The 14,773-nt window shown below is 70.3% G+C and carries 10 protein-coding genes and 1 pseudogene; 4 read left to right on the forward strand and 7 right to left on the reverse strand.

Annotation, left to right across the window (positions count from 1 at the left end; translation table 11 throughout):
- Window positions 1-661: 661 nt before the first annotated feature.
- The 3 genes from D7W82_RS23950 to D7W82_RS23960 all read right to left on the reverse strand — a co-directional run bounded on the left by D7W82_RS23950 (window position 662) and on the right by D7W82_RS23960 (window position 3,980).
- Window positions 662-2,251, reverse strand: coding sequence for a glucose-6-phosphate isomerase (locus D7W82_RS23950; protein WP_120620565.1), 1,590 nt, complete (start codon window positions 2,249-2,251; stop codon window positions 662-664).
- Window positions 2,252-2,421: 170 nt separating this feature from the next.
- Window positions 2,422-3,321: a sterol desaturase family protein gene (locus tag D7W82_RS23955; protein WP_120620566.1), complete on the reverse strand. Its 900-nt coding sequence runs from the start codon at window positions 3,319-3,321 to the stop codon at window positions 2,422-2,424.
- A gap of 20 nt (window positions 3,322-3,341) precedes the next feature.
- On the reverse strand, window positions 3,342-3,980 hold the full coding sequence (locus D7W82_RS23960) for a TetR/AcrR family transcriptional regulator (protein WP_120620567.1): 639 nt from the start codon (window positions 3,978-3,980) through the stop codon (window positions 3,342-3,344).
- A gap of 606 nt (window positions 3,981-4,586) precedes the next feature.
- On the opposite strand from D7W82_RS23960, the pseudogene D7W82_RS42585 reads away from it, so the two are divergent.
- Window positions 4,587-4,754 (forward strand): annotated as a pseudogene (locus tag D7W82_RS42585) (peptidoglycan DD-metalloendopeptidase family protein); the annotation flags it as partial.
- A gap of 222 nt (window positions 4,755-4,976) precedes the next feature.
- Here D7W82_RS42585 and D7W82_RS23970 read toward each other — a convergent pair.
- Both D7W82_RS23970 and D7W82_RS23975 read right to left on the reverse strand, forming a co-directional pair.
- Window positions 4,977-6,686: a GTPase gene (locus D7W82_RS23970; protein WP_120620568.1), complete on the reverse strand. Its 1,710-nt coding sequence runs from the start codon at window positions 6,684-6,686 to the stop codon at window positions 4,977-4,979.
- A 78-nt stretch (window positions 6,687-6,764) separates the two neighbouring features.
- The gene (locus D7W82_RS23975) at window positions 6,765-7,457 is read right to left on the reverse strand and encodes a hypothetical protein (RefSeq protein WP_120620569.1); all 693 of its coding nucleotides are present in this window, start codon (window positions 7,455-7,457) and stop codon (window positions 6,765-6,767) included.
- Window positions 7,458-7,770: 313 nt separating this feature from the next.
- Here D7W82_RS23975 and D7W82_RS23980 point away from each other — a divergent pair, with 313 nt between their 5' ends.
- On the forward strand, window positions 7,771-9,090 hold the full coding sequence (locus D7W82_RS23980) for a hypothetical protein (RefSeq protein WP_120620570.1): 1,320 nt from the start codon (window positions 7,771-7,773) through the stop codon (window positions 9,088-9,090).
- 77 nt (window positions 9,091-9,167) lie between these two features.
- Here the strand turns inward: D7W82_RS23980 and D7W82_RS23985 are convergent, their stop codons facing one another.
- Entirely contained in the window at window positions 9,168-11,438 is a 2,271-nt protein-coding gene (locus tag D7W82_RS23985; RefSeq protein WP_199727818.1) for a di-heme oxidoredictase family protein, read from the reverse strand.
- 289 nt (window positions 11,439-11,727) lie between these two features.
- Here D7W82_RS23985 and D7W82_RS23990 point away from each other — a divergent pair, with 289 nt between their 5' ends.
- Window positions 11,728-12,378: a 2OG-Fe(II) oxygenase gene (locus D7W82_RS23990; RefSeq protein WP_120620572.1), complete on the forward strand. Its 651-nt coding sequence runs from the start codon at window positions 11,728-11,730 to the stop codon at window positions 12,376-12,378.
- The gene (locus D7W82_RS23995) at window positions 12,375-13,046 is read left to right on the forward strand and encodes an SRPBCC domain-containing protein (RefSeq protein ID WP_120620573.1); all 672 of its coding nucleotides are present in this window, start codon (window positions 12,375-12,377) and stop codon (window positions 13,044-13,046) included. Before D7W82_RS23990 ends, D7W82_RS23995 begins: the two co-directional genes overlap by 4 nt.
- Window positions 13,047-13,068: 22 nt before the next feature.
- Here D7W82_RS23995 and D7W82_RS24000 read toward each other — a convergent pair whose 3' ends face one another.
- Complete coding sequence (locus D7W82_RS24000; RefSeq protein WP_120620574.1) at window positions 13,069-14,679, reverse strand: Na+/H+ antiporter; 1,611 nt, start codon at window positions 14,677-14,679, stop codon at window positions 13,069-13,071.
- Window positions 14,680-14,773: the final 94 nt, after the last annotated feature.

A 14,773-nucleotide genomic window follows, 5' to 3' on the forward strand; every position in this document is an offset into this window, starting at 1 on the left:
AGCGCTCCCCCTCCTGTCGAGGGCCAACGAGCGCACAGAGCCTGACCAGGACTCCGCCCGCACTGGGAACCGGCAGGCTCGTGCATCGTTGCCCTTCGGGGCACTGGCTGTCGGCCGTGCAAGCACTGTCCGTGCAATAGCGCCGGAAGCGGATGTCGCGGTAACAGACGAGAGGGGCCTCACAGTCGGTCTGCTTCGAACAGGTGTAATGGTAGGTCACCCGCCGCATCCGCTCGTCGTAGGTCAGCATGGGGACCAGGCCCTCCGGCTCCGGCATGGGGGTGGCACTGGCTTCCCGTGCCTGCCGGAGAACAAAGATCGCGGGAGCCAGGAGCACGAGGCAGGCCACCAGGCTCGCGGGAACGTGCCAGGGCCGCGTCATGAGCCACCACACCGAGCGACGCACTCCTCGCTCGGCTCGACGTCATCGGGACAGAGCAGCCTGAAGTCTTCTTCACTACACATGGATTTCGGGATCTGCTCCAACGCGTCCCTGTGCGCCGCCCGGTCCAGCTTGCCGCCCGGGCGGTGCACCTCCGGGCATGCCGCCAGCCCGCCCAGGACGCACAGCCACAGCCCCACCGCGTGTGCTCGGCCCATGACGGTCCAGGCTAGCCGTGGCCTGGATCCGTCAGGCATTGCCCTGACGGGCAATGATTTGTCACACGGACTGGAAGCGGGCCTCCGCCGGACGCGCGCCACCCGAGCGCTTCACGCCGTGGTCGCCGTTCGCGGACAGGTGCTCCAGCAGCTTGAACACCGTCTCCACTTCATCCGCCGCGCCGATGTCCTGCGCCAGCTGATCCGCCGACCGCGCCTCCGCCTTCGCCGCCTTCAGCTTCGAGAGCAGCTTGCCCTGGAGCTCCAGCACGCGCCCCGCGGCCTTCTTGCCCGCCTCCACGCCCGGCTGGTGATAGGCATTGATGTTCACCAGGCTCGCGTAGAGGCCCACCGCGCGCTCGTACAAGGCAATCAGCGCCCCCACGGTGCGCGCGCTCACGTCCGGCACGGTGAGCGTCATCGACTCGCGGCCCTTCTCGAACAGCGCCCGGCGCGTGCCCAGCAGGAACCCCAGCAGGTAGTCGCCGCTGGTGTTCTCACCCTCCACCGCCAGGGACTTGCCGTCCCGGTCCTTCAGCACCTCCACGAAGGTGACGAAGAAGTTGTTCACGCCCTCGCGCAGCTGCTGCACGTAGGCGTGTTGGTCCGTGGAGCCCTTGTTGCCGTAGACGGCGATGCCCTGGTTCACCACCTGGCCGTCCAGCGACAGCTCCTTGCCCAGCGATTCCATCACCAGCTGCTGGAGGTACTTGGACATCAGCATCAGCCGGTCCTTGTACGGCAGGATGACCATGTCCTTCTGGCCCTTGCCGCCGCCCGCGTGGAACCACATCAGCGCGAGCAGCGCCGCCGGGTTCGCCGCCGCGTCATGCCCGCGCGTCGCCGCGTCCATGTCCTTCGCGCCCGCGAGGAAGCCGTCCACGTCCAGCCCCTGCAACCAGGCCGGCAGGAGCCCCACCGCCGACATCACCGACGTGCGCCCGCCAACCCAGTCCCACATGGGGAAGGTGCGCAGCCACTTGTGGCCCCTGGCGTAGTTATCCAATTCGCTGCCGTCGCCCGTCACCGCCACCGCGTGCGCGCCGAAGTCCAGGCCGCGCTGCGTGTAGGCGGCCTCCGCCTCCAGCATGCCGTTGCGCGTCTCCTTGGTGCCGCCGGACTTGCTGATGACCACGGCGAGCGTCTCCGCCAGCCGCTCGCCCAGGCCGTTGAGCACCCGGTCCATCCCGTCCGGGTCCGTGTTGTCCAGGAAGTGCACCTGCATGGCGTCCCGGCCGCTGCCCAGCGCGTCCGCCACCAGCTGCGGACCCAGTGCGGAGCCGCCAATGCCGACAATCAGCACCTGCGTGAACTTCTGCGCCTTCGCGGGCTTCACCTTGCCCGCGTGCACGTCCTTCGCGAACGCGGCCACCTGCGCCTGCATGTCCGTGATGGCCGTCTTCAGCTCCGCCTCCGGCGCCAGCTCCGGGGCGCGCAGCCAGTAGTGGCCCACGCGGCGCTTCTCATCCGGATTGGCGATGGCGCCCTTCTCCAGCGCGTCCATGGCCTGGAACGCCGCGTCCATGCGCGAGCGCATCCCGTCCAGGAAGTCCGCGCTGAAGTTCATGCGGGAGATGTCCAGCGTGAGCCCCACGGAGGGGACGACGCACAGGTGCCGCTGGTACCGCTCCCACAACTCGCGCTCCGTCATGACCCGACTCCCTTGCAAGGGGCGCCGACCTCATGCGCGGCGCCCGCCAGTACCGTCGCGGCGCACCGTAGCAAGGCCCGCACGGCGCGGACGCAACGATGTCGCGCTCCACGTTGCCTGGACATCGGTTCCACCCCCCAAGCTGTCCTCCACCTGGAAGGGAGCGGCCCCTACGGTGCCGAGGGCGCGGCCTCCACCGGAGGAGTCTCCGCCGGCCGCGGCGCCCCCTTGGGCTTCCAGGCCGGGTTGCGGAAGATGTAGCCCAGCCGCTGGCTCAGCGGCCCCGGGCGGGCCGCGTCCCTGGCGATGGCGGCGAACTCATGGAACGCGATGCGCACCGGGTTGTGCGTGGTGAGGTTCTTCGTCAGCCCGTAGATGGGGCGCTCGGTCTCCGGGACGAAGGTGCCGAAGAGGCGGTCCCAGATGATGAGGATGCCCGCGTAGTTCACGTCGATGTAGGCCGCGTTGGACGCGTGGTGCGCGCGGTGGTGCGACGGCGTGTTGAACAGCCACTCCACCGGGCGCGGCAGCCGGTCGATGGCCTCCGTGTGGATCCAGTACTGGTACAGCAGGCTCACCGCCTGCTGCGTGACGATCATCTCCGGGGAGAAGCCCAGGAGCGCCAGCGGCGCCCAGAACACCCAGCCCGTCATGGGCGTCCACGTCTGCCTCAGCGCCGTGGACAGGTTGTAGTGCTGGCTGGAGTGGTGCACCACGTGCGACGCCCAGAAGAAGCGGCTCTCATGGTGGACGCGGTGGAAGGCGTAGTAGCAGAGGTCTTCCAGGAAGAAGAGCAGCACCCACGCCACCAGCCCGTGGCCCATGCGCAAGGGCGTCAGGTGGTAGAGCGCCGCGTAGCCCGCGAACGCCACGCCCTTCCAGAACACGCTCACCGCCACGTTGCCCAGGCCCATGGAGAGGCTGGCCAGCGTGTCCTTCCACGTGTGGCCCTTGATGCTCTCGCCGCGCTCCTGCCTCAGCTTGCGCACCCACAAGGCCTCGGCGATGACGGTGATGACGAACACCGGGATGGCCGGGGTGATGAGGTCGGGGATGTGCGACATGTCCATGGCTGCTGACCTCCTGCGAATCAATCCTTGGGTGCGAACGCGATGCGCATGAAGCGCGCCAGCGTGTCCAACATGCGGCGGTGCGCCGGGTCTTCCGGGCGGGCCGCGCCGCCCACCGCCGCGCCCTGCACCGCGTCCAGCGCCAGCTCCACCACGTCGTCGAAGTCCGGGTGCGTGGCGGCCACGTCCGGGAACAGCTCGCGCGCCACGCGGTGCATGTTCTGGCGGTGCGGCCCGTCCACCACCGCCAGCGCCTTCTGAAGCTCCGGGCTGGTGCGCGCCGCGACGTACAGCTCGATGGCGGCCTGCAACTCCGGCCGCTGGTAGGCGGTCCACAGCATGTCCACCGCCGCCCCCACCCGGTCCTTCCCGGACGGACGCGCGCCCACGCCCGCGAGGAAGTCCTGGATGAGGCGGGGGAAGAGGTGCTCCACCGCCACCGCGAGCAGCTCCTCCTTCGTTTCGAAGTGCGTGAAGAGCGCCCCCTGCGACACCCCCGCCCGCTTCGCCACCTCCACCGTCGTCAGTCGCGCGTAGCCCTGCTCCACCAGCGCCTCGATGGTGGCGTCCAGCAGCTTCCGGCGCGTCGACTCGCGGCGCTCCGCCTGCGTGCGGCGCACCGGAGCCTGGACCTTCCTGGCGGCGGACTTCGGGGACATGCCAGAACGATAACCCCCCAACTTAAAAAGTGACCAGTCACTTTCTGGTGGCCGGTTCCCGGGGTGTTGATCCGCGAACCTCGAGCCTGCCCGTGGGGCGTCCGGGCAGGCGGGCGTCTGTCTTTATGTCTGGTCAGATGACAGGGATTGGAGCGGCAAGGCTTGAGAGGCGCAATGCCTGCCAACCCAGCAGACGGGGAGCCAGGGGCTCCCGTGCTTTTGGGGCATTCTCCCTCTGGAGTGTGGTCAAGGGTCGCCCCCTTGGGACGGGGCGGGGCGCGGCTCGGCTGCTAGTGATCCGTTCGGGAGTGAGCGAAAATCCAAGGGAAATAGCGCAAGCCCTTGCACCGGTTGTCCGCCCGCCCCGATATGAACATCTCCGCTCTTTTCGTCGGCTCCCTCCTGGCTTCGGCTCCTGTCCTCCCTCCCCCCGCTCAGGCGGCTGCGAACCTGCCTGAAGTAGGCGTGCCCTTCGCATGTGGTCGCATCTACACGGTGAGCCAGGGTCATGAGACCGGCAGCCACCAGCACAACGACACGTTCGCGTGGGACTTCCGGATGCCGGAAGGCACTCCCATCGTGGCGTCGCACGACGGCGTCGTGCGCATGGCTCGTGGCGACAGCAAGCAGGGCGGGTGCGGCGAGCAGTTCGCGCCGCTGGCCAACTACGTCGTCATCTCCCACGGCGACGGGCTGGAGACGCAGTACCTGCACTTCAGCGCCGTGGTGGTGAAGGTCGGTGAGAAGGTGAAGGAGGGCCAGCTCATCGGCTTCTCCGGCGCGACGGGCTGGGCGTGCGGCGCGCACCTGCACTTCAAGGTCGCCAAGGAGCAGGGCGCCGGGTGGAACAACCCCTCCGTGCCCGCGCGCATCGTGGGCTATGGCGACCCGGTGCGTGACACGCTGGTGTCGGCGCCGCTGTGCAAGGACTCCGCGCAGCCGATGATGGCCTCCAACGGCGGTGTCCACCTGCCCGGCCAGGCCGTCATGTCCATGTCACCCGACAGCGCGAATCCGCTCCAGGATGCGTCGCGCGGCCTGCCGCCCGGTGCCAAGGCCATCATCGACGGCCTCTCCCAGCCGCCTGCCCAGGGCGGCGAGGGCCTCGACAAATCGCGCCCGGCCCGCTCTCCCCGCATGGCGAGCGGCTCCGACGAGACTCGCTGACGCGAGCAGCGCTCCGGCGCCCGCGAGCAGCCCGAAGAAGGCCCCCGCGTTGAGGAAGTACTCCAACGGCAACAGGGGGCCTTCGACGTATCCGCGCACCACGCGGTAGCCCACGTGCCCCAGCAGCGCGAGCAGGGGCAGGTTGATGAGCGGCAACACCAGCCAGCGGGCCGTGCGCCACCAGCGGGCCACGGCCTCCGCGACGGCGGTGGAGGCCGTGTAGCGCCAGGCCCCCGCGCGGGCCACGCGCAGCTCCGCCAGCATCACCTCCACGTCCGGCACGCCCAGCGCTTCCGCCTCCAGCCCCTGCGTGCGCGCCACGCTGCGCGCCTCCGCCAGGGCGGTGCGCGCGGCGGACTCCGCGAGGAAGTCGTCCTCGAAGGGCTCCACCACGGCCACCTCCGCGGCGCGCGCGCGGGTGCGGTCCCTCACCGCGTCCACCACCGTGGAGGCCGCCGCCACCGCGAGCCCCGCGGGCAGGCTCCGGCGCGCGACGAGCGCCCCCACGCCCATCCCGGACGCCCCCCACAATGACAAGCGCAGCCCCCACGCGGCCGGGCCCCAGAAGCGGCCCGCTGCCTGCCTTCGGACCTCCGACGCCAGGTGGCCGTGGGCCAGGGACAGCCGCGCGTCGAAGTCCGCCTGGAGCGACTCCGCCGCGCGCGCGAGCCCCGCGTCCAGCGCGGTGCGCGTCTTCGCGAGCAGCGCGTCCGTGTCGTCGAGCGCCGTCCGCACGGTGGAGGCGAGCTCCTCCAGCGCGCCCAGGGCGTTGGTGTGGCGCACGCGCGCGGCGACGGCCTGGGTGGCCAGCCCGCGCAGGTGGAAGAGGAGCGGGCCGAATTCTCCGGAGACGTCCTGGCCGTCCTTCGCGGCGCTCGCGCTGATGGCGAAGACGGGCACGTCCTCCGCGGCCAGGCCGTAGTGCTGCGTGGCCACGCGGCGGACCTGGGACTTCAGCGCGTCGCGGGATTCGGCGGACAGCTCGTCCGCGAAGTTGAGGATGAAGACGAGCGCGCGGCGGCGGGCGAACTCGCTGAGGAACTCCACCTGGGTGGCCTCCGCGACGCTGCCCCGGTGCATGACCACGAGCGCCACGTCCGCCTTGTCCAGCGCGGCGCGCGCGACCTCCCGGTGCGCCGTGGCCACGCTGTTCAGGTCCGGCGTGTCGATGAACACCTGGCCACTCCACAGCCCCTGGGGGCCGGGCGTGTAGCGCACGACGCGCGCGCCGGTGCGGGCCAGCTCGTCCGTGGCCGTGCCCTCCGGCGCGAAGAGGGTGGAGACGGTGCTGGTGGGGCGGTCCACGCCTTCACGGGAGAGGTTCTGGCCGGAGAGGGCGTTGAGCAGGGTGGACTTGCCCGCGCCGGTGGCGCCCACCAGCGCGACGACGAGCGGCGCGTCCTTCCGGGCCATGCCCCGCGCGTAGTCCTCCAGCAGCCGCTCCAGGCGCGGGCCATGGGGCTTCAGCGCGGGCAGCGACAGCGCGTCGGTGAGCAGCGGGCGGAGGGCTTCGGGGTCGGGGAGGCGGGTGTCGTCCACGGAAGGGCCAGCGTGGCGTGGCGCGCGCGTGCTGGCTACCGGGATGTGCGGTGACGGTGCGCCAGCGTGCAATCGCCTTCAGCTGGCGACGGCCTCGGCGGCCTGGGGGAGCTGGACCGGGTCCCCCACGGTCTTCCAGAGCCAGGCGTTCACGTCGAAGCGCGGGTCGCCCAGCATGCGTCCCAGGTCGATGCCGTCCCAGGCCAGGTGTTGATCATCCGGAGGGCCCATGTCGCTGAGCGCGCCCATCAGCCTGTTCAGCTGCTCTTCGGGGGAGCTGTCGTTGGAGGCGCCGAACATCGCGTAGAAGGCCAGGTGGTGGGTCTGGTCCTCGTCGGGGCGGCTCGCGCGAAAGCCGGTGGGCGGCAGCGGGTGCGGGTGGTTGAGGTTCCAGCGCTGGTCCCGCTCCGACGTCAGGCCATCCAGTCCGGAGTCCGTGCCCGCGAACAGCAGGCCCAGGTCGCGTCCGGCCTCCGCGCCATGGATGCGCGTGGCGGGGCCGTCCCCGGTGGTGAGCAGCCACCGGACGCGCTGGGCCGCGCGGGAGAACAGCTCCAGCGCGAGCCGCCCTTCCCGGCGCTCCTCCTCGGCCCGCTCCCGGAGGAAGTCGCGCCGCAGGTGGGCGTGCTGCCGGAAGAACTCGCGCACCGCCGCCCCCCGCCGCGCCGCGACGGCGGTCAGCCAGTGTCCCCGGGCATCCATGAAGGCCACGGCCTCCACCTGGATGTCGTTGTCGGAAAGCGGCGGCGGAGGGGCGGGGCGATGCGCCATGTGCGTTCTCCGGGAAGAGGGACACCGGAAATGTCGGAACGCTTCACGAGCCCGGGAGTGGGGACGCCCCCGCACCTGTCCGCCATCGCGCATCGCGAACGCAGACCGTGCGCCCGTGCGCAGTCACCCGGGCCACCCGGGTGTCAGGTGGCGTCCGGTGATGTGTTCCCGCCGTCGAATAGGGGTGCCCGTTCCTGCGTGCACCGTGAGCCCGGGGAGTGACTTCGCGCTTCGTGAGAATAGCGGGCGGGGCCGGCGTATCCCCCTTGCGCGAGCGCGGCCTTCGTCGCTGGCTCCTTCCTGGGTGGCATGCATGACGCGATACCTGTCCCGTCTTCCTCACTTCCTCCCCTTCGCGGTGGCCTCCGTCCTGGCGGCCTGCGGCGGAGACCCGGCCGGGCCGGGGGATGACCCCGGCGAGGACCCCTCTCCCAGCGGCTGTGTCCGGGCCATCTCCAAGGACCTGACCTCCACGACGGCCTGGGCGCCGGGGGAGGAGCGGTGCTCCTATGAGGTGACGGGCGTCGTGGAGGTGAGCGGCGCGCTCACCCTCGCCCCCGGCACGGTGGTCCGCTTCGGTCCCGATGCGGGACTGCTCGTCACCGCGACGGGCTCCCTCAAGGCGGTGGGCACCGAGGCCGCGCCCATCACCTTCACGGGGGCGACGCCCACGCCGGGCTTCTGGAAGGGGCTCGCCTTCAAGTCCAACACCCCCGAGAACGCGCTGGAGCACGTGGTCATCTCCTACGCGGGCAGCGAGCAGCCCTTCTGCTGTGACTTCTTCTACGGGCCGGGCGGCAGGCTGGAGGCCCGGGCGTCCGTGGTGGTGGGCTCCAACCAGGGAGCCAGCAGCCAGGTGCGCATCGCGCACACGACGGTGGAGAAGAGCGGCACGCAGGGGCTGTTCGTCTTCAACAAGGCGCGGCTGCCCGGCTTCTCGCGGAACCTCTTCCGGGGCAACCTGGGCGCCCCCGTGGTCGTGAGCCTGGCCGCCGCGGGCGCGCTGGACGGCGCGAGCATCTACTCCGGGAACAGCCCCACCCAGCCGGAGGCCAACGGCGACAACGCCGTCCACCTGGTGGCGGCGCCGGAAGCGGACACCGCCACGGCGCAGACGCTGCGCAAGCTGGACGTGCCCTATGGTGTCTCCACCGGCCTTCCGGACACGACCGTGGAGTACGCGGGGGCGCTCACCCTGGAGCCGGGGGTGCGCCTCCAGTTCGAGGCGGAGTCCGGGCTCCGCATCACGGAGACGGGCTCCCTGGTGGCGCGAGGGACGGCGGAGGCGCCCATCGTGTTCACGGGCAGGACGGAGACGCCGGGGTACTGGAAGGGCATCTCCATCCTCTCCCTGAACCCGGACAACGTCCTCGCCCACGCGCGGGTGAGCCACGGCGGCTCGGACCCCTTCTGCTGTGACTACTTCACGCGCACGGGCGACATCCGGGCCAGCATCTCCGTGGGGAGCGGCACGGGGCGGGGACAGCTGCGGCTGTCCGACTCGCTCGTGTCGCAGGGCGCCGGCTGGGGCGTCTTCGTCTTCAAGAACGCCACCTTCACCCAGAGCGCCAGCACCTACGACGGCAACGCCGACGGCACCGTGGGCTACGAGGCGCCGCCGCTCGCGCCCTGAAACGGCACGACGCCGGACGCGAGGGGCACGGATGGCCCCTCCCGCCCGGCGTCTGTGGTTGAGACCGGCCTGCCGCCTTACAGCGAGTTGATGAACTTCAGGAGCGCGTTGCGGTCAGAAGCGCTGAGGTTCACGAAGGCCTGCTTGGCGGCCTCGCCCTCGCCGCCGTGCCAGAGGATGGCCTCGGTGACGTTGCGCGCGCGGCCGTCGTGCAGGTACGCCTCACCGCCGGACACGCCCGACGTCAGGCCAATGCCCCAGAGCGGGGCCGTGCGCCACTCGGCGCCGGAGGCCTGGCCTTCCGGCAGGTTGTCCGCCAGGCCCGCGCCCATGTCGTGCAGCAGCAGGTCCGTGTACGGACGGAGGGTCTGGCCGCGGAGCTCGGTCATCGCCGCGTACTGGCTGGTGGTCAGCGTGGGCGCGTGGCACTTCGCGCAGCCCGCGTTGGTGAACACCGTCTCACCCTGCATCGCCGTCGCGTCCGAGTGGTCGCGGCGCGCGGGGACGCCCAGCAGGGCGATGTAGCGGGTCATCTTGTCCAGCTCACTGTCGCCCAGCTCCGTGCTCGTGCCCGCGCAGCCCTGCTGCGACGAGCCGCAGTCCTGCGTCTTGAACACGTTGGTCGTCACGCCCATGTCGCTGTTGAGCGCCTCGGCCACCTGGTGCTTCACGCGCGCCGTGCCGGCCTTCCAGCCGAAGCGGCCCATGCGGGTGACGCCCGTCTCCGGGTCCTTCACCGTCTGCATGCGGCCGGAGATGCCGTCGCCGTTCGCGTCGTTGGGGTCCGCCAGGCCGGCGATCTGCGACTCCGGCACCGCCTCCAGCAGGCCCAGGCCCACCAGCTGCGGCGTGATGCGCGCGGAGAAGTTCGTCGGCGTCACGTTGAGGAAGCTGTAGTTGGGCTTGCGCAGGCTGTACGTCGCGCCGCCGGGCAGCGTGCCGCTCGCCGTCGTCGTCCAGCTGCCGATGCGCACGTCCGCCTCCGGCGTGCCGCTGACCGCGCGCGGCTGCAGGCGGAAGCCCAGCGCGGGATCCACGGACACCACGCCGTTGTTCACCTTGCCCACCTTCACCACGTAGTTGTCCAGCGTGGTGTTCGTGGTGGAGGGCGGCAGGCCGCGGCCGTTCTGCTTGTGGCAGGAGATGCAGGACACGTTGACGTGGTTGTTGCCCAGCTTGTTCACGTGCGCGCTGAAGATGGGGTTGTCCGGCTCGGAGTGGCTGCCGTCGCGGAAGTTCGTGTGGTGCAGGCGGCGGCCCTCCACGAAGGGCTGCGCGTTCACCGGCGCCAGGTTGGTGGCCATCTGCAGGAAGCGGTTGTCCGGCTCATTGGAGAACGGCGTGTGCAGCGTGGTGCGGCCGCCCGCCCAGGCCTTCTCCGGCAGCGGGAAGGAGTCGCGGATGCTGCCCTGGCCCTCGAAGGGCACGACGCCGCCCTGGCCCACGATGTAGAGCATGCCCGTGGAGTAGTAGTTGAAGCGGCCCTCCACCGGCGCCTGGAGGAACACGCCAATCTCCAGCTCCATCCGGTCACCCACGCGGATGGCGCGGCCTTCCTTGGCGTTGAAGTTCACCGACGACGTGTACTTGTAGTCGTTCACCTTCACGAAGTCCGCGTTGTGGAAGTACTCCGCCACCGTGTTGAGGCCCCGGAAGAACGCGCGGAAGTCCGGCGAGTCATACGGATAAATCGTGTACAGGTTCACCGTGATGACGCTGCCGCCCTTGGCGACCGTGTCCACGATCTCAATCCAGTGGGTGCGCTTCTCGAAGTACAGCTTCAGGTAGTGGTCGTAGGCCTGGTACTGGTCCTCGCGCATGTGGCGGTCGCGAACGCGGTCGCCCACGCGGGTGATGAGGGCCGTGGAGGTGTTCTCCACCGTGGCCGGCTCCAGCGAGGTGCTGCTCGTGAACAGCGGCACCACCGGGCCCGCGTCGCCGTTGGGCGGAGGGCCGGCGTCGGGCGTGCCCGTGCCCGAATCAGGCGTGCCCGTGCCCGCGTCCGTGCCGCCGCCCGTGCCGGTGTGCGTGTAGCGCGTCCAGGCCGTGTCCCGCGCGCAGTTGCAGGACACGTCCCAGTACGTAAAGAAATAGTCGATGGTGTTGCCGGTGCTCAGGCCCGTGACGGTGTACTGGTTGCGGCCTCCCGTCACCGCCATGCGGATGTTCTGCTGTCCGCCGCCGTTGAGCACGTAGTGGATGTCCGCCCAGTCCGTCGTGTCGACGTAGAAGACGGCGGAGGAGCCCGATGGCGTAACGCCATACGTGGCGGCTTCTGCGGATTGCACCGTCAGACAACTGACGGCCAGGAACGCGAGCGCGATTCCCGTGAGTCTGCTTCGGCTCATGGTTGCGAACTCCATGGTGGGGGTGGATGGGGCGTGGGACGGCGAGCGCTGCGAAGGGGACTTCGTAGCTTGTCCGAAGAAAGTCTGAACGCCTGGGAGCCGCAAGGTGGGAGGTCGGAGAATTCGACTTAGACGTGATAACTGATAAATAAGTGAAATTGATGTCATCCTTGACGCGCCGTGTTGTCATGAATTGACGCGTCGTGTTGCGCGTGGCCGTGAAGAGGCCCGTTCCCGAGTGACGGCGGGGGATGGGGCAGCGCGGCGTGGGTGGGTAGACTCCGGGGCCATGCGCTTCCAGCCACCGTGGGGTGGAGCCTTCCGGCTCGACACCTTCTTCCACCGCACTCCGGACGTCCTCCCGGAGGAGACGATGGCCTCCATCCGCTCGGCCATCCTGGGCTCGTCGCTCCTGGGGGAGTCGAACCTGTCGGGGCAGTTCTCCGGCACATACGGCTTCTCGCTGACGTTCCGCCGGGACGCGCTGCCGGAGGTCCACCAGCGCTTCCCGGCGTTCGCGCCGTACCTGGCGAAGACGCTCCTGCCGGAGTGCAACGCCTTCCTGCTCAACCCGCTACTGGTGGGCAAGGGCCGGAGCGTCGCGGCGCACATCGACCGGAGCCTGGAGTTCTACGGCCCGAGTATCGGCTGCCCGGTGGCGGTGAGCGTGCTGTATGTCCAGGTTCCGAAGGAACTCCGGGGCGGGGCGCTGCGGCTCTACCACCGGGGAGTCCGGGTGGCGGAGCTGACGCCACAGCAGAACGCGCTGGTGATGTTCCGGGGCGACCTGCTGCATGAGGTGGAGGCCATCACCTCCGGCGCGGAGTCGGTGCAGGCGTCGCGGATCAGCCTGGTGGTGGAGCAGTACCGCGCGCCGGACGCGCAGCTGGCGAGCGTGCCCCGCTTCGAAGTGCGCACGCGCTCGGGGGTGCGGGCGTGAGCGATCTGACGCTGGAGTGGAGGCTGCCCGCGCCGCCGGAGGCTGTGTTCTCCGCCCTCTCGGAGCCCGCGCTCATCCGCCGCTGGTTCGGCGCGCCGCCGGGCTGCTACCGCACGCACGCGCCGGACCCCGGTGCGTTGGGCCAGCCCTACCGGGTGGGCCTGAGGGACCCGGCGGGCCGGGCGTTTTCGCAGGTGGGCTGCATCGTGCAGGTGGAGCCGGGGCGGTTCCTGGCGCTGGAGATGGACTGGGAGGGGGGCGGGCCGGTGCCGCCGGGGCGCACCCGGGCGGAGCTGACCTTCCATGCGGCCGGAGCGGGGGAGGACGGCACGCGGCTGGAGTTGCGCCAGGGCCCGTTCGCGGACGACGCGGCCCGGGACGCGCACCGCGCCTACTGGGAGGCGTGCCTGGGGCGGCTTGGGCGCGTGGTGGCGGGGGAAGCGGTGCCGTGCTTCGAGGAGTTCTGGGAGGAGTCGCGCGGCTACGTGGGGCCGCTGGCGGTGGCCACCTACGCGGTGCTGGCGGGGCTGCGCGAGGCGGGCGCGCCGAAGGAGACGGTGGCCCAGGTGGAGGACGTGCTCTACACGCACCTGTCGCGGCTGCGCGAGGACACCGCGGACGTGCTGGGCGCGGTGCTCCAGTCGCGGGTGGAGGGCGGCGCGAGCTGACGCCGCCGCCCCCCGGTGGCGCTCAGGAGGCCAGGGCCTGCGGCGGAGGCGCGGGGGCGTCCTCCTCCGGGACGTGGGCCTCGTCGTCCTTCGCCTTGGCGATGCGCTCGTCCAGCTCCGCGGTGAGGTGCTCGTAGACCTCCTTGTTGAGCGTGCCCTGATGGTAGGCGTTGAAGACGGCCTCCTTCTCCACGATGAGGACGCGGCGGATGGCCTCCTGCTGCTCCTCGTCGTGGAAGCGGTTGGACTGCTGCTTGAGCGTGGTGAGCTCCTGCTCCACCGCCTGCGCCTTCTGCTGGTAGTCGCGCTCCATGGGCTCCAGCACGTCCACCGGGATCTCCCGCTTGCGGCGCATGGCCTCCAGGGACGCGAGCGCCGCGTTGATGGCGCCCAGCTTCCCCCGGGCCAGCTCGTACTGCTCCTGGTAGACGTCCTTGATGCCGGTGATGCCCAGCGCCTTGAGCATGGGCGCCATGGTGAGCCCCTGGACGATGATGGACAGCACCACCACGCCGAACGTCATGTTCACCAGCAGCTCGCGGTGGGCGAAGTCGTTCGGAAGGCCGAGCACCAGCACCATGGACACCGCGCCGCGCAGGCCGCTCCAGGTCAGCACCGCGCTCCACTTCCACGGCAGCTTCTCCGACGTGAAGCGCAAGAGGCCGGACACGCCGTAGACGACCACCGCGCGGCCCAGCAGCACCGCCGCGTACGCCAGCAGGATGGGCAGCCACGAGTCGAGCAGCGACGACAGCCGCACCTCCAGGCCGATGAGCAGGAACACCACCGAGTTGAGCGCGAACGCCAGGTACTCCCAGAAGCTCTCCACCGCGATGCGCACCGTGGGGCCCATGCCCTCCTGGGCCGCCCAGTTGCCGCACACCATGCCGGCCACCACCACCGCGATGACGCCCGAGTAGTGGAAGTGCTCCGCCACCACGAAGGACCCGTACGCGGCGATGACCGTGCAGGTGATCTCCACCATGGCGTCCTCCACGCGCAGGATGACCTTGCCCACCACGAAGCCCACCGCCGCGCCGATGACGGCGCCCATGCCCGCCACCTTGATGAAGTCCATCACCGCGCTGCCCACGGTGAACTCCTGGCCCGCGGCCACGCCCACCATCAGCGTGAAGAGCACCACGGAGGTGCCGTCGTTGAGCAGGCTCTCCCCCTCCACCAGGATGGCCAGCCGCTTGGGCGCGCCCAGCGCCTTGAACAGGCCCACCACCGCGATGGGGTCCGTGCTCACGATGAGCGACGCGAACACCATCGCGTGGATGAGGCCGAAGCCCTCCAGCGCGTTCAGCCCGCTCATGGCCGGCGACAAGAGCAGCGCCGTGAGCGCCATGGACGCCACCAGGCCCGGAATCGCCAGCGAGGTGATGGCCAGCTTGTTCTTCATGAACTTGCGGAAGTCCACGTGGAACGCCGCCTCGAACAGCAGACCCGGCAGGATGACCGCGAACAGCAGCTCCTTCGTCAGGTGCGGCGGTTCGAAGGCCTGCACGATGCCCAGGCCCAGGCCCGCCAGGACCAACGCCACCGTGTACGGAAACTTGAAGTAGCGCGCCGCGATCGCCACCGCCGTCGCGATGGAGAAGAGCAGCACGAAGGCCAACTCGAAGTGCATGAATCCCCAGCCCCGTTTGTGCTCAAAAATGGCGAGGATGCCATGCGCGCGGGGCGGTGGGGCAACCCCCTTTCGGGGGGAAATGAGAGGGGAC

The sequence above is a fragment of the Corallococcus sp. CA049B genome, from assembly GCF_003611685.1.
In the GTDB taxonomy this organism is placed as follows: domain Bacteria; phylum Myxococcota; class Myxococcia; order Myxococcales; family Myxococcaceae; genus Corallococcus; species Corallococcus coralloides.

Bases quoted from the DNA above. Each gene is read 5' to 3' on its own strand.
- D7W82_RS23975 (WP_120620569.1), bottom strand. From the start codon at position 7,457: ATGGCGCATCGCCCCGCCCCTCCGCCGCCGCTTTCCGACAACGACATC.
- D7W82_RS23980 (WP_120620570.1), top strand. From the start codon at position 7,771: ATGACGCGATACCTGTCCCGTCTTCCTCACTTCCTCCCCTTCGCGGTG.
- D7W82_RS23985 (WP_199727818.1), bottom strand. From the start codon at position 11,438: ATGAGCCGAAGCAGACTCACGGGAATCGCGCTCGCGTTCCTGGCCGTC.
- D7W82_RS23950 (WP_120620565.1), bottom strand. From the start codon at position 2,251: ATGACGGAGCGCGAGTTGTGGGAGCGGTACCAGCGGCACCTGTGCGTC.
- D7W82_RS23955 (WP_120620566.1), bottom strand. From the start codon at position 3,321: ATGGACATGTCGCACATCCCCGACCTCATCACCCCGGCCATCCCGGTG.
- D7W82_RS23990 (WP_120620572.1), top strand. From the start codon at position 11,728: ATGCGCTTCCAGCCACCGTGGGGTGGAGCCTTCCGGCTCGACACCTTC.
- D7W82_RS24000 (WP_120620574.1), bottom strand. From the start codon at position 14,679: ATGCACTTCGAGTTGGCCTTCGTGCTGCTCTTCTCCATCGCGACGGCG.
- D7W82_RS23960 (WP_120620567.1), bottom strand. From the start codon at position 3,980: ATGTCCCCGAAGTCCGCCGCCAGGAAGGTCCAGGCTCCGGTGCGCCGC.